Origin of the sequence: Nocardia alba NBRC 108234, from assembly GCF_001612665.1 — a bacterium.
Taxonomy (GTDB): Bacteria; Actinomycetota; Actinomycetes; order Mycobacteriales; family Mycobacteriaceae; genus Nocardia; species Nocardia alba.
In genome coordinates, this window is record NZ_BDAX01000037.1 from 15,414 (window position 1) to 29,145 (window position 13,732).

Genomic DNA, 13,732 nt, shown 5'->3' on the forward strand with positions numbered 1-13,732 from the left:
TATGCCTCTTCGGCAACGCCGATTTTCGGACTGTGGCCGACCCGTGGCCGGGCGTCATCACTCGGTGACCACGGTCCCCGCGCCGTCACCCTCCTCCAGTACGGCGAAACTGTGACCCGAAATCAGTATTCCCGCACCGCTTTCGGTAGCCGGTGACCAGGCCAGCAGCACCCGACCGTGCACCGGGATCACCACTTCGTCCTCGGCGAGGTTGCACACCACCGAGATTCGGCCACGCCGCAGGATGAACCAGCGTCGCGCCTCGTCGTAGTCGGCCCACACCCGTTCCAGCCAGGGATCGGCGAATTCGGGCCGTGACCTGCGCAGGGCGAGCAGGCCGCGGTAGCAGGCGAGCAACCGGGCGTGCGGTTCGCGACCGACCTCGGTCCAGTCGAGCTTGGAGCGGGTGAAGGTGGCCGGGTCCTGTGGGTCGGGCACCTCGTCGCCCGACCAGCCGTGCTCGGCGAACTCGGCGCGACGGCCGGTGGCGGTGGCCGCGGCGACGACCGGGTCGGTGTGGGAGGTGAAGAACTGGAACGGGGTGCGCGCGCCCCACTCCTCCCCCATGAAGAGCATCGGCGTACTCGCCGAGAGCAGCACCAGCGCCGCCTTCACCGCGAGCTGACCGGGGGTGAGGTAGGCGCTGGGTCGATCACCGATCGCGCGATTGCCGATCTGATCGTGATTGCAGGTGTACCCGAGCAGCGCGCTGCCGGGCAGCAGATCGCGACGCAGCGGCACGCCGTGGGTGCGGCCGCGAAAGCTGGAATAGGTCCCGGCGTGGAAGAAGCCGTGGGTGAGGGTCTGTGCGAGGCAGGACAGCGAGCCGAAATCGGCGTAGTAGCCCTGTCTTTCACCGGAAACGGCAGTGTGCACGGCGTGGTGCAGGTCGTCGTTCCACTGCCCGGTGAGCCCGTAGCCGCCCGCCGCGCGCGGGGTGATCAGCCGAGGGTCGTTGAGGTCGCTCTCCGCGATCAAGCTGAGCGGTCGGCCCAGATGTGCTGCCAACGCCGTGGTTTCGACGGCGAGCTCGTCGAGCAGGTGGGTGGCGGTACGGTCGACGAGCGCGTGGACGGCGTCGATGCGCAGCGCGTCGAGATGGAATTCGCGCAACCAGCGCAGGGCGTTGTCGATGATGTAGGCGCGGACCGCGTCAGAACCGGGACCGTCGAGGTTGAGGCTGCGACCCCAGGTGTTGCGGCCCTCGGTGAGGTACGGGCCGAAGCGCGGCAGGTAGTTGCCGCACGGGCCGAGGTGGTTGTAGACCACGTCGAGGCAGACCGCCAGACCTCGGGCGTGGCAGGCGTCGACGAAGCGCTGCAGGCCGTCGGGACCGCCGTAGCTCTCCTGGACCGCGTACCATCCGACGCCGTCGTAGCCCCAGTTGTGGGTGCCGTCGAAGGCGTTCACCGGCATGAGTTCGACGGTGGTGACGCCCAGTGTCACCAGATGGTCGAGGCGCTCGATCGCCGCGTCGAAAGTACCGTCGGGAGTGAATGTGCCGAGGTGGAGTTCGTAGAACACCGAGCCGGCCAGGGTCCTGCCGGTCCAGTTCCGGTCGGTCCACACCGCCTGGTCGAGATCGTGGACGGCGGAGGTTTCGTGCACGCCATCGGGTTGGCGGGCCGAGCGCGGGTCGGGCAGGACCGTCGGATCGTCGTCGATCAGGAAGCCGTAGCGGGCACCCTGACCTGCATCGACGCGGACCGACCAGTTGCCGCCACCGTTTCTTCGCATCGGGTGCTCGACCCCGTCCAGTTGCAGTCGCACCGCTGCCGCCGCCGGCGCCCACACCCGAAACTGCCTCATCGGCCCAGCATCGCATGCCCCGCGCCGGTCCGCTCGATCAACGATTCACCGCTCGTAGGCGGCTACCCCGACCGGCCCGGCGCCGACGCACAGCGACTGACCCTCCTCCAGCGACCTGATCCGCAGCGTGTCACCACCGCCGAGCAGCCGGATGTACACGGTGTTCAGGCCCGCGCGCACGTCGGCGATCGTCTCGGTCTCGCCTTCGAAGGACAGGGCGATCCGGCCGTCTCGTGCGGCGTTGTAGTTCACCTGGGCGGTCCAGTCGCGGATCTGCATGGGTCCGTCGAGTGGGAGGTTGGCGCCCGCGGTGCCGGGCACGCGGTATCCGCAGCGGGGTTCGGGGCCCTCGACGATGGCCCGGTTCCACCAGACCCGCGCGTCGACGATGGCGCCGTCGTCGGTGATCATCCGCAGGCGCGGGGTCGAGTGGGCGAAGGTGGTCGACGTCGCGAGGGGGGCGAAGACGCGGTCGGTCATGTTCTCGGGAAAAGCCAACGGGTTCAAGACATTCCAGGGAACCTCTTGCGGCAGCAACGGCGCGTCGGCGGCGCCGGGGAGCGCGGCGCGCACGCCGCTGACGTAGGTGCGGGCCGGGCTCGGTTCCCATGATCTGGTGAAGGTGATCGTCGAGTACACGCTGCTGGCGAGGAACGCGGCGATCGCCGAGATACCGACGATCCGCCGTGCTCGACTCGCCTCGATCGCAGCCGATCCGCCTTCGGTACGCGTATGTGTCGATTCCACGCTCGTCGGTACCTGTTGGCGCGCATGGGCATTCGATCTCGATATCGAACTCGACCGAGCCCGGCGGGGCGCCAGCGCGATCAGCGCGAGCGCCACGGTGGCGACGACAGCGAAGTCGGCGAAATAGCGCACCGACTGCAGAAGCAGACCCGCGGTACTGGGGCCGTCGCGCAGGATGACGACCGGCGCGATGGTCAGGACCCCGTATCCGGCGGCGCACACCCAGATCGCGGCGACTCGGCGGCGGGTGCGCATCGTCCACACCGCGAACAGGATCAGTGCCAGCCAGCTGAGCACAGCCAGCACACTCGGCGCATCCGCCCACGGGGTGGCCGGTTGCCAGCGTTCCCAGCGCCACGGGCCGCCGAACAGCGCGGGCACCAGCCCGTCGGACAGCGCACGGCTCCACAGGGTTCCGGGATGCTCGGGAGCCGAGAGTCCCCTCGGACGTTGGATGACGAACAGGAAACACGCCGACCACGCCAGCAACACCGCACCGGCCGCCGTCCACAGCAGGCCCCCACGCCGAGCGGCCACCCGCGCAGAACCACCCGTCACGTACGCGGTCAGCACCACCGCCGCGAAGGCGACCGGCAGGACGACCACCGATTTCTCGAAGAACATCAACGCCACCGCGAACACCACGGCCCCCGACGCCGCGTACCGTCGCCGCCCCGTTCGCACCAGCAGCACCGCGTCCGCGCTCACCCAGGCCAGCGCGATCTGCAACGGCAACGCGTTCACCGCCGCCGACCACCAGGCGAACGCGGGCACCGTCAACGGGACGAACAGGAAGAACACCAGGGGGCCGAGCAGGCGGGCGCGGACCCCGAGCAGCACGACCAACAGTCGCAGCACCGCCAGCGAAGCGAGCAACTGCAAGCCGGTCAGCACCACGACCGCGGCGGGCCAACTCAACGGCGCCACCTCGGTGACCAGCCAAATCAGCACGAACGCCAACGGCATCACGTGCCCGTCGTGACTGGTGAACAGCAATTCCGTCGAGAGCACCGGCTGACTGCTCACCCGGCCGATCAGCAGGAAATCGTCCCAGTAGAAGAATCCCGACGCGGCCACCCAGCCGCGCAATACCAGCTGCGCCGCGATCAGCGCCGCCGCGATCAGCAGCACCACCCGACCGGATATCGGCGTCGGCGTCGGCGTCGGCCCCGACGGGTCGCGGGAGTGCGGTGGCGAGTCGAGCAGCGGCACGGACGTCACGTCTGTCGACGCTAGCTCGTCGTTCGCGGGGCGGCCATCACGACCCACCCCGGGGGCGTCGCCGATGGTCCGGCTGTGCACATTTTTGGACTGATCTGTACAAAACCTGCTATGGTCATCGACATGGCCAGACCCAAGGAGTTCGACGAGCACCACGCCGTGGACGCCGCCATGCGGGCGTTCTGGTCCGCCGGTTACGAGGCGACTTCCACCCAGGACCTCTGCGCCGCGACGGGTTTGGGCCGCAGCAGCATCTACAACACCTTCACGAGCAAGCGCGATCTGTTCGATCGCGCCCTGCGCCACTACATGACCACGAAGAACGCCCCTCTGTTCGACCTCCTCGACAGCGACGCACCGGCCAGGGACCGGATCGCCGAGGTTCTTCGCCGGACCGCCGACGCGCCCGATACCGAACCCGCGGGTTGCCTGGTGGTCAACTCGATCGTCGAACTCGCCCCGCACGACGACGCCGCCCGCGAACTCCTCAACGCCGACGGTGCGCGCCGTCTCGACGCGCTCACGGCGACTATCGAAAGCGGCCAGCGCGCAGGCGAATTCACCGCCGACCGGGACGCACGCGCTCTCGCCCAGTTCCTGACCGCCACGATCAGCGGCATGCGCGTCGCGGCGCGCGGCGGCGCCGATCACGTCACCCTCACCGCGATCGCCGATACCGCGCTGCGCTGCCTCTGAGAGCTCATGGCTCACGACAGCTCTCGCCATGTCTTCATTTTGAACCGATTGATCTAAAACAATCTTTATACGAGAGGTTGTCATGCCGACCGCTGTCTACATCCTGGGCCTGTCCATCTTCGCCCAGGGCACCTCCGAACTGATGCTGGCCGGGCTCCTCCCCGACCTGGCCGCCGACCTGGGTGTCTCCATTCCCCGTGCGGGACTGCTCATCTCGGCCTTCGCGCTGGGCATGCTGGTCGGCGCGCCACTGCTGGCGGTGGTGACGCTGCGGTGGCCACGCCGAAACGCGCTGCTGGTCTTCCTCGCGATCTTCGTCGCCGCCCACGTCGTGGGTGCGCTGAGCGGTGACTACTGGGTGATCCTCGCTACCCGGGTGGTGAGCGCCTTCGTCTACGCGGGGTTCTGGGCGCTGGCGGCGGCGACCGCGGTGAGTCTGGTGGCACCCTGGTTGCGCGGACGGGCGATGAGCGTCGTCGCGGGTGGACTCACCCTCGCCACGATCATCGGCGTACCCGCCGGCACCGTGATCGGGCAGCACCTGGGCTGGCGCGCGGCCTTCTGGGCGGTCGCCGGACTGTCCGCGCTGTCGATGATCGGGGTGTTCACGAAGATTCCGGGCGGTCGGCCCGCCACGGTCGCTCCCCTGCGTGGCGAACTGCGAGTGATGGCGAACCCTCGGCTGTGGGTGTCCTACGGCGCCACCGCGCTGTCGACGGGTGCGGCGTTCGTCATCTTCGCCTACCTCGGCGCGATGCTGGCCGACACCACCGGCATCGCACCCGCCTGGATTCCAGTCGTGCTCGGGCTGTACGGCGCCGGTGGACTGATCGGGATCACCGTCGGCGGGCGATTCGCCGACGCGCACCCGTTCCGCACCCTGTACGTCGGGGCCGCCGGGATGACGGTGGCCGCGGCGGCGATCGCTGTCACCGCGCACTCCCCCGCGCCGATGATCGCGCTCGTACTGTTGCTCGGCGCGTTCGGTTTCGCCACGAACCCGGCCTTGAACACTCGGGTTTTCGCCCTGGCGGAGGGCGCCCCGACCCTGGCCGCGGCGACCAACTACTCGGCGTTCAACGTCGGGATCACGGTCGGTCCGTGGCTGGGCGGGCTGGCCATCGGCGCCGGACTCGGCTTCACCTCGATCGGCTGGATCGGCGCCGGGCTCGGGCTGGCCATGCTCGTCACCGTCGGGCTGTCCCATCGGCTGGAACGCGAAAACCGCACGGCCGCCGCTACTTCCGAGCCGCCGATGCCCGCGCTCATCCACCCATAGACGTGGAGAGGTCGACACCACCGGCCGGTGGTGTCGACCTCTTCGGCTCGCTCAGCCCAGGCAGCCCGGGCCGAGGAGCGCTTTCAGGTCACCCATCAGCGCCGACGACGGAGACACGCGCCAGGCGTCGTCGAGTTTGAGCATGGTGGTCTTCTCACGGGCGCCGACATGGCGGATGAAGACATCCGAGGTGCCCTGGTGGCGGGTGAGGACCTTCTTCAGCTCACCGAGCTTGTCGGGCGTGCACATCCGGGTCGTCATGACCACCGCCACCGGCTTGGCCACGCCGATGGCCGAGAGGTCGGGGACGACGAGGTCGTTGGCGATCAGGGAGATGCGATCGTCGCGCACGGACACCCGGGCCTTCACCAGCACCACGGCGTCTTCGACCACATCCATGCCGTACACCGAGTACGACTGCGGGAAGAACAGCACCTCCACGCCACCGGTGAGGTCTTCCAATTGCGCCGAGGCCCAGGCCAACCCGTTCTTGTTGATCCGGCGGTTCACCGAGGCGAGAATGCCACCGATGGTCACCTGCGCGCCGTCCTTGACATCGCCTTCCAGGATCGCCGGAATGGGAGTGTCGACCTGGGCGGCGAGCACGTGCTCGACACCGTTGAGCGGGTGGCCGGACACGTAGAGCCCCAGCATCTCCCGTTCGAGGGCGAGTTTGTGCTTGGTCTCCCATTCGTCCTCGGGGACTTTGACATTGAACACCGACGCCATCGATTCGTCGCCGTCGCCGAGCCCGCCGAACAGGTCGAATTGGCCGATCGCCTCGGCCTTCTTGGTCGACATCACCGCGTCGATCGCATCGGAGTGGATCAGCAGCAGGCCCTTGCGCGGATGCCCGAGTGAGTCGAATCCGCCCGCCTTGATGAGGGATTCGGTGACCTTCTTGGAGCAGGCGATCGCGTCGATCTTGTTCAGATAGTCGGAGAAGTCGGTGAACTTCGACTTCTCCCTGCGCGCGGAGATGATCGAGCCGACCACGTTGGTACCGACGTTGCGCACCGCGCCGAGACCGAACCGGATATCGGTGCCGACCGAGGCGAAGTTCAGCTCCGACTCGTTGACATCGGGCGGCAGCACCGTGATGCCCATCTTGCGGCAATCCGACAGGTAGATGGCGGCCTTGTCCTTGTCGTCACCGACGGAGGTGAGCAGACCCGCCATGTACTCGGCCGGATAGTTGGCCTTGAGGTAGGCGGTCCAGAAGGAGACGAGGCCGTAGCCCGCGGCGTGCGATTTGTTGAACGCGTATCCGGCGAACGGGAGAATCGTGTCCCACAGCGCCTTGATGGCGGGCTCGGAGAAATCGTTGGCGAGCATGCCGTCGCGAAAACCGGCGTAGGCCTCTTCCAGGACCGACAGCTTCTTCTTACCCATGGCGCGGCGCAGGATATCGGCTTGGCCGAGCGAGTACCCGGCCACCTTCTGCGCGATCTGCATGATCTGTTCCTGATAGACGATCAGGCCGAAGGTGTCGGCCAGGATCTCCTTCAGTGGCTCTTCGAGTTCGGGGTGGATCGGTTTGACTTCTTGCCGGTTGTTCTTGCGGTCGGCGTAGTCGTTGTGGGCGTTCATGCCCATCGGGCCGGGGCGGTACAGCGCGAGGACGGCGACGATATCGCCGAATCCGGTGGGTTGCATGCGGCGCAGCAGGTCGCGCATGGCGCTGCCGTCGAGCTGGAACACGCCGAGGGTGTCGCCGCGAGCGAGCAGTTCGTAGGTGGCCGGGTCGTCGAGCGGCAGGTGGTCCATGTCGAGATCGATGCCGCGGTTGGCCTTGATGTTCTCCAGGGCGTCACCGATGACGGTGAGGTTGCGCAGACCGAGGAAGTCCATCTTCAACAGGCCGATGGCCTCACACGACGGGTAGTCCCAGCCGGTGATGATCGCGCCGTCCTGGGCGCGCTTCCACACCGGGATCGCGTCGGTGAGCGGTTCCGAGGACATGATGACCGCGCAGGCGTGCACGCCCGCGTTGCGGATCAGGCCCTCCAGGCCACGCGCGGTCTCGTAGATCTTGGCGACATCGGGGTTGGACCCGATGAGTTCGCGGACCTCGGCGGCTTCCTTGTACCGCTCGTGGTCGGGATCGGTGATCCCCGAGACCGAGATGTCCTTGGCCATGATCGGCGGCGGCAGCGCCTTGGTGATCTGGTCGGCGATGGCGAAACCGGGCTGACCGAACAGTACTCGCGCGGAGTCCTTGATCGCGGCCTTGGTCTTGATGGTGCCGAACGTGATCACCTGGGCCACGCGGTCGCTGCCCCACTTCTCGGTGGCGTAGCGGACCATCTCACCGCGGCGGCGATCATCGAAGTCGATATCGATATCGGGCATCGACACACGCTCGGGATTGAGGAACCGCTCGAACAGCAGGCCGTGCGGGATGGGGTCGATATTGGTGATGCCCATCGCGTAGGCCACCAGCGAACCGGCGGCCGAACCTCGACCGGGACCGACGCGGATGCCGACCTCGAGCGCGTGCTTGATCAGGTCACCGACGACGAGGAAGTACGCCGGGAAACCCATTTCGCAGATGACTTTGAGTTCGAAGTCGGCGCGGTCGAGGTATTCGCGCGAGGGACCGTCCGGGAAGCGGCGATCGAGGCCGTCGAGGACCTCCTTGCGCAACCAGCTGGCCTGGTCGTGACCTTCGGGCACCGGGAAGATCGGCATCCGATCACGATGCGCCCACACGTCGTCATAAGACTGAACGCGCTCACCGATGAGCTCGGTGTTGTCGCAGGCGCCTTCGACTTCGGCGTCCCAGATGGCGCGCATCTCCGCGGCGGATTTGAGGTAGTAGCCGTCACCGTCGAACTTGAACCGGGTGGGGTCCGACAGTGTTTTGCCGGTCTGAATGCACAGCAGCGCTTCGTGATTGACCGACTGGTCCTTGGTGACGTAATGGCAGTCGTTGGTGGCGATCGGCGGGATGCCGAGTTGCTTGCTGATATCGACCAGGCCCTCGCGGACCCGGCGCTCGATGGACAGACCGTGGTCCATCACCTCGAGGAAGAAGTTGTCGGCGCCGAAGATCTCCTGCCACTTCGCGGCGGCCTCGAGCGCTTCGCGGTCGTGACCCAGACGCAGGCGGGTCTGTACCTCGCCCGACGGGCAGCCGGTCGTGGCGATGATGCCCTCGGCGTGCTGGGCGATGATCTCCTCGTCCATGCGCGCCCACTTGCCCAGCTGGCCCTCGATGGAGGCCAGGCTCGACAGCTTGAACAGGTTGCGCAGACCGGTCGCGTTCTCGGCGACCATGGTCATGTGGGTGTAGGCACCCGAGCCGGAGACGTCGTCGCCCTTCTGGCCCGGATCGCCCCACTTCACCCGCTTGGTGTCGAAACGCGAGCCCGGCGCGATGTAGGCCTCGATGCCGATGATCGGCTTGATGCCCGCCTTCTTGGCCGAGTTGTAGAACTCCGAGGCCCCGTACATATTGCCGTGGTCGGTCATGCCGACCGCGGTCATACCCAACCGCTCCGCCTCCGCGAACAGCGGCGAGATCTTCGCCGCTCCATCGAGCATCGAGTACTCGGTGTGGTTGTGCAGGTGAACGAACGATCCGGACGGAGCCAAGACGGTCCTTCCTCCCATAGAGTCGGCGGGGGTTGGCCCTGGCATTCTATGCACTGGGGTCTGACACTTTCGGTGCCCACACCGACATAATCGATCGGTGCATACCGATCGGCCGACTCGATGACCCCCGTCATCGTGACCACCGTGGCCGTCGCCCTGCTGGTCGTGGCCCTGCTGGTGTGGCGGCGCACGCAGCGGGTGGTCACCACACCCGCCCAGCGGGCCGTGCATCAGGCGCTGCATACCGCGTCGCTGGCCGCCGTGCCGCTGCGGCGGGGGCTGACCGATGAGTCGGCGAACGAAGCCGCGCCACACCTACGGGCGCTCGCCGGTGCCGATGCGCTGGGCGTGGCCGATGCCGAAGGGACTCTGCTGGCCTGGGACGGTCCGCACACCGCGATGTTCGCCTCGTTCGCCGAGGCCGCGCGGCGGGCTGTCGCCGATGAGCGGCCCGTGCTGGTCACCGGCGACGAGCACTCGTTGATCGCGCAACCGCTGCTGATCGACGCGGGGGCGGCGGTGGGGGTGCTCGGCATGGTGACGACCGGGAAGCCGGGGCCTGGCATGCTCGGGGCGGTCGCGGAGGTGGCGCGCTACGCGTGCGGGCAGTTGGAACTGGCCGAACTGGATGCTTCCAGGGCTCGGGTGGACCGGGCCGAATTGCGGGCGCTGCGAGCCCAGATCAGTCCGCACTTCATCTACAACGCGCTCAACACCATCGCCTCGTTCGTCCGGACCGATCCGGATCGGGCCCGCGAACTGATCCTCGAGTTCGCCGACTTCACCCGCTATTCCTTCCGTGCCGCGGGCGAATTCACCGTCCTCGCCGACGAACTGCGCAATATCGAGCGGTATCTGGCGTTGGAACAGGCCCGCTTCGGTGACGCGCTGGACGTGCGGCTGCGCATCGCACCAGAAGTGCTCGGTGTCGTGCTGCCGTTCCTCGCCCTGCAACCCCTCGTCGAGAACGCGGTCCGGCACGGCCTGGCAGGCGGTGGCCGAGGTGGCCAACTGAGCATCGTCGCCGTCGACGCGGGCACCGACTGCCTGATCAGCGTCGAAGACGACGGCGTCGGCATGGACCCCGACCTGCTGCGCTCCGGGGCCCTCGACGCCGTCGACACCGACACCGGACCGGCCCGGACCGGCGAGGCGGCCCACGTGGGCCTGGCCAATGTCGACGACCGCCTGCGCGCCGCTTTCGGCAACGACTACGGCCTGGTCGTGGAAACCGCGCCCGGTGCGGGCACGAAGGTCAGCATGCGGGTGCCGAAGTTCCGCGCCGGTATCCGCGCCTGATCCCGGTCTCTCACGGTGTTCGCACCGACGCCGACGACGCCGGTTACGATGGATCGGTTGTGACTTGGAACACCGATGAAACCTCGACCGCTCTGCGGGTGCTCGCCGTCGATGATGAGAAACCGGCGCTCGACGAGCTGGTGTATCTGCTGAGCACGCAGGCGGGGGTCGGCGAGATCCACCGGGCGAACGAGGCGACCGGGGCCTTGCGGTTGTTGCGAGCCCATCCCATCGACGCGGTCTTTCTCGATATCGATATGCCGGGGCTCACGGGAATGGAGCTGGCGGGAATCCTGTCGGAATTCGCGGAGCCGCCCGCGGTGGTGTTCGTGACCGCGCACGACGATCACGCGGTGGCCGCCTTCGATCTGGGCGCGGTGGACTATCTGCTCAAACCCTTGCGAGGGGCTCGGTTGGGTGCGGCGGTGCGACGGATTCTGGCGGGACGGACTTCGGCGCCCGCCACGGCGGTGGCGGCCACCGCCCATCCCAGTGAGGTGATCCCGGTGGAGCTCGGCGGGGTGACCACCCTGGTGAATCGGGCCGACGTGGCGTGGGTCGAGGCCGAGGGCGATTACGCGCGGTTACATACCGGCAGCGGGTCGCATTTGGTGCGAATTCCGTTGTCGGCGTTGGAATCACGCTGGGAGGACGCCGGTTTCCTGCGGGTGCACCGCTCGTATCTGGTGGCGTTGCGCTCGGTGACCGGATTGCGGAGCGTGGGCAACGCGACGGTGGTCTGCCTGCGGACCGAGGGGGCGGCGGGCACGGTGGAATTGCCGGTGAGCCGACGACAGGTGCGCGAACTCAAACAGCGGTTGGTGCACGGACCTCGGCAGAACTGGTCGCAACGGTGACAGGTCCGCAGCGACCGCCGCGCGAACGCGTGGTGCTGGCGCGGCGGCGGGGCGCGCGTCAGGTGCGTACCCGCACCGAGGTGGTCGAGCAGACCGATCTCGGCGCGGCGCTGATCGGTGGGCTGATCCGGGCGCAACTGGGCCTGGCGTTGCGTCTCGGGCTGGTGGTGGTGGTCGGGTTCGGCGCGCTGCCGGTGCTGTTCGGCGTCGACGCGATCGCCGAGACCGCGGTGCTCGGCGTGCGGCTGCCGTGGCTGATCCTCGGCATCGTCGCGTTTCCGGCGCTCTACGCGGCGGGGTGGTTGTATGTGCGCCTGGCGCAGCGCAACGAGGACGACTTCCTCGAAGTGGCCGGGGACTGATCCGTGCCCGGCGAAATGACGCGGTCGCCACACGGCGTTCACCGTCTCCGATGCCGTAGGCCGATCGGATGAGCCACGACACCCCCGCGCTGACGGTCGCCGCGCTACTGCTGGCCGCGCTCGCCACAGTCGGTATCGGGTTCTACGGAGTGCGGCTGTCGCGCACGACTTCCGATTTCCTGGTCGCCTCACGCACCGTGGGTTCGCGATGGAACGCCGCGGCGATCTCCGGTGAATACCTTTCCGCCGCGTCCTTTCTCGGTGTCGCCGGGTTGATCGCCAAATACGGCGCCGACGCCCTCTGGTATCCGGTGGGCTTCACCGCGGGTTATCTGGGCCTGTTGATGTTCGTGGCCGCGCCGCTGCGCCGCTCCGGTGCGTATACCGTGCCGGACTTCGCCGAATTCCGGTTGGGGTCGATTCGATTGCGGCGCATGGCCGCCGGTCTCGTCGTACTGGTGTGCGCGGTGTACCTGATCCCGCAATTCCAAGGGGCCGGACTCACCCTGCACATTCTGCTCGGCGTGCCCGACTGGGTGGGCGCGGTGTCGGTGGGCGCGATCGTGCTGGCCAATGTGATCGGCGGCGGCATGCGGTCGGTGACCATGGTGCAGGCATTCCAGTACTGGCTGAAATTGACGGCGGTGGCGGTGCCCGCGCTGGTGCTCGGCCTGCATTTCCTCGCCGACGAACGACCGGTCGCCACCCCGGTGCCCCCCACCGTCGCCGAGCGCACCACCGTCGAGATCTCCACCGATGTCGTCGTGCACCTCGATGTTTCGCAAGAGGTCACGATCACCGGGAACCTCGACGGGCTGCCCACCGCGGGCTCGGTCGTCCTGACACCGGGCGATCACACCCTCGCCGCAGGCACCGAACTGATCCTGGCGCCGGGCTCGGCCGTTCCGGTGGTAGCCGGCGCGCCTGCCGACGGCGCGAGCTGGGTGGCGCCCGGCGGCGGATTCGGTGGGCAACATCCGCAGTACCAGGTGTTCTCCCTGATCGTGGCGACCTTCCTCGGCACCATGGGACTGCCCCATGTGCTCGTCCGCTTCTACACCAATCGCGACGGCCCGTCCGCGCGCCGGACGGCGCTGACAGTGATCGGGCTGGTCGGCGTCTTCTATCTGTTCCCGATTCTGCTCGGCGTCTTCGCCCGCCTCTACGTGCCCCAACTGCTGATCACCGGCGCCTCCGACGCGGCGGTGGTACTACTACCCGGCGCCGTGCTCGGCGGGCTCGGTGGACAGCTGCTGGCCGCGCTGGCGGCGGCCGGGGCGATCGCGGCGTTCCTGTCCACCTCGTCGGGACTGCTGGTCAGCCTGGCCGGTGTGCTCAGTACCGACGTGCTGCGCGGCCGGATCCGGGACTTCCGGCTCGCCGCGCTGGTCGCGGGCCTGGTCCCGTTGACGCTCGCGGTGAGCGTGGCGTCGCTGGATCTGTCGCGCACCGTCGCCCTCGCCTTCTCGGTGGCCGCGTCGACCCTGTGCCCGTTGCTGGTGCTCGGCATCTGGTGGCGCGGACTCACCGCGACCGGCGCGGCCGCGGGAATGCTCACCGGCGGCATCACCGCGGGCGGAGCGACCGTCGTCGCGGTGCTCGGTGGCGTGTCCCCCGCGCTGGCGAACGGCTGGCCCGCCGCGATCGTCGACTATCCGGGTGCGGTCAGCGTGCCACTGGCCTTCGCGGTCACGATCCTGGTCAGCCTCGCGACCACGGGACAGGATCGGCGGGCGGTGGCGGGGGTGTTCGTGCGCATGCACGCGCCCGAGCGGCTCGGGATGAGCGCCGATCGCGACCCCGAAACCGCCACTCACCGGTGATCTCGCGGCGACCGTTCGTCGCGCCACACCGACCGCTCACCG

At 68.1% G+C, this 13,732-nt stretch carries 9 protein-coding genes; 6 read left to right on the forward strand and 3 right to left on the reverse strand.

All coding sequences use genetic code 11. The annotated features are described in order from the left end of the window. Nucleotides 1-57 precede the first annotated feature (57 nt). Together treZ and NA12_RS30155 are read right to left on the reverse strand one after the other, a co-directional pair. Nucleotides 58-1,809, reverse strand: a complete 1,752-nt coding sequence (gene treZ / locus NA12_RS30150; protein WP_067459189.1) for a malto-oligosyltrehalose trehalohydrolase — start codon at nucleotides 1,807-1,809, stop codon at nucleotides 58-60. A gap of 45 nt (nucleotides 1,810-1,854) precedes the next feature. After that, on the reverse strand, nucleotides 1,855-3,777 hold the full coding sequence (locus tag NA12_RS30155; protein WP_243655129.1) for a hypothetical protein: 1,923 nt from the start codon (nucleotides 3,775-3,777) through the stop codon (nucleotides 1,855-1,857). Between the two features lie 123 nt (nucleotides 3,778-3,900). Here NA12_RS30155 and NA12_RS30160 point away from each other — a divergent pair, with 123 nt between their 5' ends. Then, the gene (locus NA12_RS30160) at nucleotides 3,901-4,473 is read left to right on the forward strand and encodes a TetR/AcrR family transcriptional regulator (protein WP_067459278.1); all 573 of its coding nucleotides are present in this window, start codon (nucleotides 3,901-3,903) and stop codon (nucleotides 4,471-4,473) included. 82 nt (nucleotides 4,474-4,555) lie between these two features. After that, the gene (locus NA12_RS30165) at nucleotides 4,556-5,752 is read left to right on the forward strand and encodes a Cmx/CmrA family chloramphenicol efflux MFS transporter (RefSeq protein ID WP_067459192.1); all 1,197 of its coding nucleotides are present in this window, start codon (nucleotides 4,556-4,558) and stop codon (nucleotides 5,750-5,752) included. A 51-nt stretch (nucleotides 5,753-5,803) separates the two neighbouring features. On the opposite strand, the gene dnaE is transcribed toward NA12_RS30165, so the two are convergent. Further along, nucleotides 5,804-9,349 carry a DNA polymerase III subunit alpha gene (gene dnaE / locus NA12_RS30170; RefSeq protein ID WP_371856036.1) on the reverse strand — a complete coding sequence of 1,182 codons (3,546 nt, stop codon included), beginning with the start codon at nucleotides 9,347-9,349 and terminating at the stop codon, nucleotides 5,804-5,806. A 120-nt stretch (nucleotides 9,350-9,469) separates the two neighbouring features. Between dnaE and NA12_RS30175 the strand changes: the two genes are divergently transcribed. The 4 genes from NA12_RS30175 to NA12_RS30190 all read left to right on the forward strand — a co-directional run bounded on the left by NA12_RS30175 (nucleotide 9,470) and on the right by NA12_RS30190 (nucleotide 13,690). Then, the gene (locus NA12_RS30175; protein WP_067459198.1) at nucleotides 9,470-10,648 is read left to right on the forward strand and encodes a sensor histidine kinase; all 1,179 of its coding nucleotides are present in this window, start codon (nucleotides 9,470-9,472) and stop codon (nucleotides 10,646-10,648) included. A gap of 59 nt (nucleotides 10,649-10,707) precedes the next feature. Further along, the gene (locus tag NA12_RS30180; RefSeq protein ID WP_067459201.1) at nucleotides 10,708-11,505 is read left to right on the forward strand and encodes a LytR/AlgR family response regulator transcription factor; all 798 of its coding nucleotides are present in this window, start codon (nucleotides 10,708-10,710) and stop codon (nucleotides 11,503-11,505) included. Continuing rightward, nucleotides 11,502-11,867, forward strand: a complete 366-nt coding sequence (locus NA12_RS30185) for a hypothetical protein (RefSeq protein ID WP_067459204.1) — start codon at nucleotides 11,502-11,504, stop codon at nucleotides 11,865-11,867. The genes NA12_RS30180 and NA12_RS30185 overlap by 4 nt, the downstream gene beginning before the upstream one ends. A 68-nt stretch (nucleotides 11,868-11,935) precedes the next feature. After that, nucleotides 11,936-13,690, forward strand: a complete 1,755-nt coding sequence (locus NA12_RS30190) for a sodium/solute symporter (RefSeq protein ID WP_067459207.1) — start codon at nucleotides 11,936-11,938, stop codon at nucleotides 13,688-13,690. Nucleotides 13,691-13,732 lie beyond the last annotated feature (42 nt).